Origin of the sequence: Actinomyces polynesiensis (genome assembly GCF_000820725.1) — a bacterium.
GTDB lineage: Bacteria > Actinomycetota > Actinomycetes > Actinomycetales > Actinomycetaceae > Pauljensenia > Pauljensenia polynesiensis.
The window spans coordinates 1-5,145 of the sequence record NZ_CCXH01000148.1 but is presented as its reverse complement, the minus strand read 5'-3'; the positions used below and the strand labels follow the sequence as shown (position 1 = coordinate 5,145).

The window sequence follows — 5,145 nt, the reverse complement described above, 5'->3', positions numbered from 1 at the left end:
CCCGTGCCGGGGGTCCGGATCCGCTGGCGGGTGCCGAGGGGTCCGGGACGACGGTGGGCAGGGTCCTGGAGGTGGGGTCGGGAACGGGGTCCCTGCTGCGTGCAGCGGCCGCCGTGCTCCCGGGACAGGGGTGGATCGGCTTCGTGGGGGTGCACGACATCGGGTGGGTCGCCGCGCGGGAGGCGGGCATCGATCTCGTCCGTGTGGTCAGCGTCCCCGACCCCGGTCCCCTCGCCGCCGATGTGGTGGCGACACTGCTGGACGGGGTCGACGTGCTCTGTGTCGACGGCGTCGAGCTGTCCGGCCCCCCAGCAGCGTCGTCTGGCCGCACGTGTCCGCCGTGACGGGCGGGTGGTCCTGAGCACACGGGCGTGGCCCGGGGTCTCACGCCCCCACCGCCCTCCGCTCCCGCGTGCAGGGGAGGAGGCTGTGTGATGGGGGAGACCCGTGTGGTGGAGGGGAGCCGTGTGCCGGAGGGGAGGTGGGGGACCCGCCGCGTCGTCCTGTGGGTGCCGGACTGGCCGACCACCTCCCTGGTGGTCGACACCCCGCCCGGGGCGCCGGCCGCCGTGGTGCACCGTGGGCGGGTCACGGTGACGACGGCACCCGCCCGCCGGGCGGGGGTGCGGGTGGGGATGCCGCAGTCGACGGCGCAGTACCTGTGCCCCGACCTCGTCCTCCTTCCCCACGACCCACTGCGCGAGGCCGCGGCCTTCGAACCCGTGGCGCGTGCCTTCGACGAGGTCGCCGCCGGTGTCGTCTGCCTGCGACCGGGCCTGGCGTGGGCACCCGCGACAGGCCCCGCGCGCTGGGCCGGGTCGGAGGAGGCCCTGGCGGGGGACCTCGTCGAGACCGTCGTCGCCGGCACGGGTGCGGAGTGCCAGGTCGGTGTCGCCTCCGGGATGCTCGCCGCCCTGGAGTCCGCCCGCCGTGGCCTCGTCGTCCAGCCCGCCGACACACCGGAACTGCTGGCCGACCTCCCCCTGGACCGCGTCCTCCTCGTCCTGCCGACGGCCCTGCGCGACCTCGTCGCCGACGCCCTGGACCTGCTCCCGCAACTGGGGGTCCGCACCTGCTCCGACCTGGTGGGACTCGGCCGGCGAGCGCTCCTCACCCGCTTCGGCCACGCGGGGGAGGTCCTGTGGTCCCTGTGCACGGGGGGCGACCTCCCCACACGCGCCATGCGGCGCCGGACGGAGAGCATCGAGGTCTCCACCACCTTCGACCCCCCGGCCGGTGACGTCGACGAGGTCGTCATCGGGTTGAGGCGTCTGGCCGAGGAACTTGCCGAGGAGCTGTGGCGCCTCGGGGCCTCCGCCGCGACCCTGACCGTGTGGATGGCCACCGAGACAGGCCAACGACGGGACCGGACCTGGGGAGGGGTGGACTGCGCCAGTCCCGCCGACGTCGTCGACCGGATGCGCTGGCAGCTGCGGGGCTGGACACAGGAACGGGGCAGCGCGGCCCCGGGGGCGCAGGCGCCGGACTCCGCCCTGGAGCGGGTCGGCCTGGTGGCCTCGGACCTCAGCGTGACCCCGCCCTCGCCGAGGCTGTGGGGCCGGGCCGACGGTGATGCCCGCGCGGAGCGCTCGGCCCTGCGCCTCCAGTCGCTGCTGGGTGAGGACGGCGTGCTCTCCCCGCACCTCCAGGGAGGTCATGATCCGCGCTCGCGGGTGCGTGAGACACCGTGGGGCACCCCGGTCGGGACCCTGGCCCCCCTGGAGGGGGAGTGGGAGGGCGGCGTGGACAGCGCCCCGGCCACCGTGCTCGAGGTCCCCCCCCCGTCCACCTGTGGGGGCGTGCCCGTGACCGGAACCCCGGAGCCGCCGGCGCGCAGGACGTGCCGCCGGTCCGGCCGGGTCCCACGGTCCCCGCGGATCAGGTGGCGCCCGGTGGGGTGCCGGTGCGCCGGGTGTCCGGGGTGCGCGGGGGAGCGACGGGTCGGGCGGACCCGGAGGGGGCAGGGGAGGGCCTGGTGCCGGTGCACGTGGGTCCCGCGGGGAGCTGGACGCCCACCCCGTCCTCCTCCTCCCCGATCCGGCGGGCGGGACCCGGCCCCCGGCGGGCCTGGAGGCAGGGGAGGTGGTGCGACTCGGGGACGTGTCCGGCCCCTGGGCTGTGCTCGGCCGGTGGTGGGAGGGACCCGGCTCGCAACGTTCCCCCCGTGCCTACCTGCGTGTGGGACGCGAGGACGGCGCCCCGCTCCTGCTCGTCCAGCGCGGGGGGCGGTGGTACGTGGAGGGTGTCTACGACTGAGCGGTGTGCCGGGCGGGCGGTGCCCGGCCCGGGGTGCCGATGGGGACGGCGGGCCGACTGTAGGATCACCCGGGCGGCACGAGACGGGGAGGACCGCGATGGCCAAGCTCTACTTCAGGTACGGGGCGATGAACTCCGGCAAGTCCACCGCCCTGCTGCAGGTGGCCTACAACTACGAGGAGCGCGACCAGCGCGTCGTCCTCGTCAAGCCCCGCATCGACACCAAGGGGGACGCGGAGATCGTCTCGCGCCTGGGCATGACGCGGACCGTCGACGTCCTCCTCGCACCCGACGACGAGGTCCCGGCGGTCTTCGAGCGCACCGCACGGGAGGACCCGCACCCGGGGCCGGACGGGGAGCCCCGCAGGGTCGCCGCCGTGCTCATCGACGAAGCGCAATTCCTCACACCCCGCCAGGTCGACGACTTCCTCCGTCTGGCCGTCCTGGGGGACGTCCCCGTCCTGGCCTACGGGATCCGCACGGACTTCCGCACCGAGGCCTTCCCGGGTGCCCGGAGACTCCTGGAGATCGCCCACTCCCTCGAGGAACTCAAGACGATCTGCCGCTGCGGACGCAAGGCGGTCTTCAACGCGCGGCGGGTGGGGGGACGTTTCGTCTTCGACGGCGCACAGGTGGCCATCGACGGCGTCGACTCGGAGTACGAGTCCCTGTGTGGGGCCTGCTACCTGCAGGAGTCGGGCGGGGCACTCGGCGGGGAGGACGCCTAGACTGAAGGGATGGCCAGTCCCCAGACACTCAGCGGTCTCGTCGTTCACCTCAGCGATGACGACATCATGGCGATGGTGGGCCCGGCCACCTGGGGCAAGGGCCTGACCTACTTCCGCTCCGGTCGTGTCCTCGAGGTCAGCACCGAGGGGAGCCTGCGGGCCGTGGGACGGGTGCGGGGCTCCGGTGTCACCTACCGCACCTGGATCGAGGCCGTCGAGGGCCGTCTGGACCTCACCTGCGCGTGCACGGTGGGCCGGGACTGCCGTCACTGCGTGGCGACCCTGCTCCAGCTGCGTGACGAACTGAGGAGGGCCGCCCCCCAGGAGGGGCAGTGGCGCACCGCCCTGTCCGGGATCGTCGGGGAGACCGGGATGGGTGGCGAGGCGATGGCCCTCCTCGTCGACACGCACGACCCCTCCTCCCCCCTGTGGATGAGTCCGCTGCGTCCGGGGACCCACGCCCGCTGGGTGACCAAACGGGCCTCCTGGCTCGACGTCACCAATCCCCAGTGGGCCTCCGTCACCGAGGAACTCAACCCCACCCACCTGTCGCTGCTGCGCGAGGGGTACCGCCTGTCCCGCGAGGGGCCCCAGTGGAGGTCCCCCAACGAGGTCAGCCTCGACGCCCTCGGCGACCGTGCCGGCCCGTGGTTGCGCCGTCTCGACCGTGCGGGGATCTCCCTCTTCGCGGGCATCGACCCGCTGGTGCCCCTCGCCCTCGACTCCCGCCCCTGGACACTCGCCGTCGACGCGCGTCGCACCGGGGACGGGCTCTCCGTGGGGGTCGCCGCCACCGACGGGACGGCCACCGTGACCTCGCCGCGCATCGACGTGCCCACCCGACTCCTCCTGCTCGAGGGCGGGACCCGCATCGCCGAGCTGCGCGGTGGGGAGGACCTCCTCGACCACCTCCCGTCGGGCGGACTCACCGTCCCGGCGGAGGACCTCGCGGAGTTCCAGACCCGGTGGCTGCCACGTCTGGACCGCAGTGTGGGTGTGGTCTCGACGGACGGCTCCTACACGCCCGACGTCGTCTCCGCCCCCGTCATCGTCGCCACGGTCAGGTTGGAGGGCGGCGCCGCGGTGGTCGTGCGCTGGTGGGTCGAGTACACCATCGCCGGGGCCACCTCGCGCCTTCCCCTGGAACAGGCCGGTGCCGATCCCGCGGCCCAGGACCTCAAGCGGGCCGTCGAGGCCGCCGCCGCTGCGCTCCGGCTGCCCTCGGAGCTCTGGCACCCCACGCTCCAGACGCTGCGCCTGCCCGCCTGGCGCGCCCCGGAGTTCCTCGACCGGGTCGTCGCCGTCCTCACCCCCGACGGTCTCGAGTGGGACGTCTCCGAGGACGTGGCGGCGGTGCGCGTGGACGCCGAGGGGATGGTCATCGACACCTTGATCGGCTCGGAGGGGTCGACCGTCTGGTTCGACCTCCGTGCCCGCGTCCTCGTCAACGGCCGGGAGGTGGAGCTGCGCGACCTGCTGGCCGCCCTCGCCGCGGGCGACGACCACATGCTCGTGGACGGGGTGTGGGTCGCCCTGGACGGCGAACGTCTGGAGCGCCTGCGCGGGCTGCTCGCCGACGCGGAGATGCTCGGTGACCGCGAGGACGGCGTCACGCGGCTGTCGGTGCTCCAGGCGGGGCTCTGGGAGGAGCTGGAAGAGGTCTCCGACCACGTCGAGGCGTCCCGGGAGTGGACCCGGCGCATCTCGGCGATCGTCGGGCACGGGGAGCTCGAGGGGCTGCCCGTCCCGCCCTCGTCGACGGTGAGACTGCGTCCCTACCAGGAGCAGGGGCACCGGTGGCTCACCGCCCTGGCGGGGCTCGGGCTGGGCGGGATCCTCGCCGACGACATGGGCCTGGGCAAGACGATCCAGGTGCTCTCCGCGGTGCGCGCACTGCGCGACGTCCCCGACGCGACGGGTGCACCGGTGCTCGTCGTGGCGCCGACGAGTGTGCTGGGCACCTGGGCGGGGGAGGCCCGGCGGTTCTTCCCCGACCTGCGCGTCGAGGTCGTCGACTCCACGTCGCGCCGACGTGGGGAGAGCCTCTCAGACCTGGCGTCGGGGGTCGACCTCATCGTCACCTCCTACACCATCGTGCGCATGGAGCCGGCGGAGTGGGCGGGGATCCACCTCTCCGGGCTCGTCGTGGACGAGGCGCAGG

General features: G+C 74.3%; 2 protein-coding genes and 2 pseudogenes. All 4 read left to right on the top strand.

The window, feature by feature from the left end; all coding sequences use genetic code 11:
- Positions 1-344: pseudogene (locus TA90_RS15065) on the top strand (hypothetical protein); the annotation flags it as partial.
- Between the two features lie 90 nt (positions 345-434).
- Positions 435-1,346 (top strand): annotated as a pseudogene (locus TA90_RS15870) (DNA polymerase Y family protein); the annotation flags it as partial.
- Positions 1,347-2,354: 1,008 nt separating this feature from the next.
- Positions 2,355-2,984, top strand: a complete 630-nt coding sequence (locus TA90_RS15525) for a thymidine kinase (RefSeq protein WP_043535293.1) — start codon at positions 2,355-2,357, stop codon at positions 2,982-2,984.
- Positions 2,985-2,993: 9 nt separating this feature from the next.
- Positions 2,994-5,145: SNF2-related protein (locus TA90_RS06695; protein ID WP_043535292.1), on the top strand; the 2,152-nt coding region annotated here is incomplete at its 3' end.

Excerpts from the sequence above, each read along its gene's own strand:
- TA90_RS15525 (WP_043535293.1), top strand. The coding sequence starts at position 2,355 with ATGGCCAAGCTCTACTTCAGGTACGGGGCGATGAACTCCGGCAAGTCC.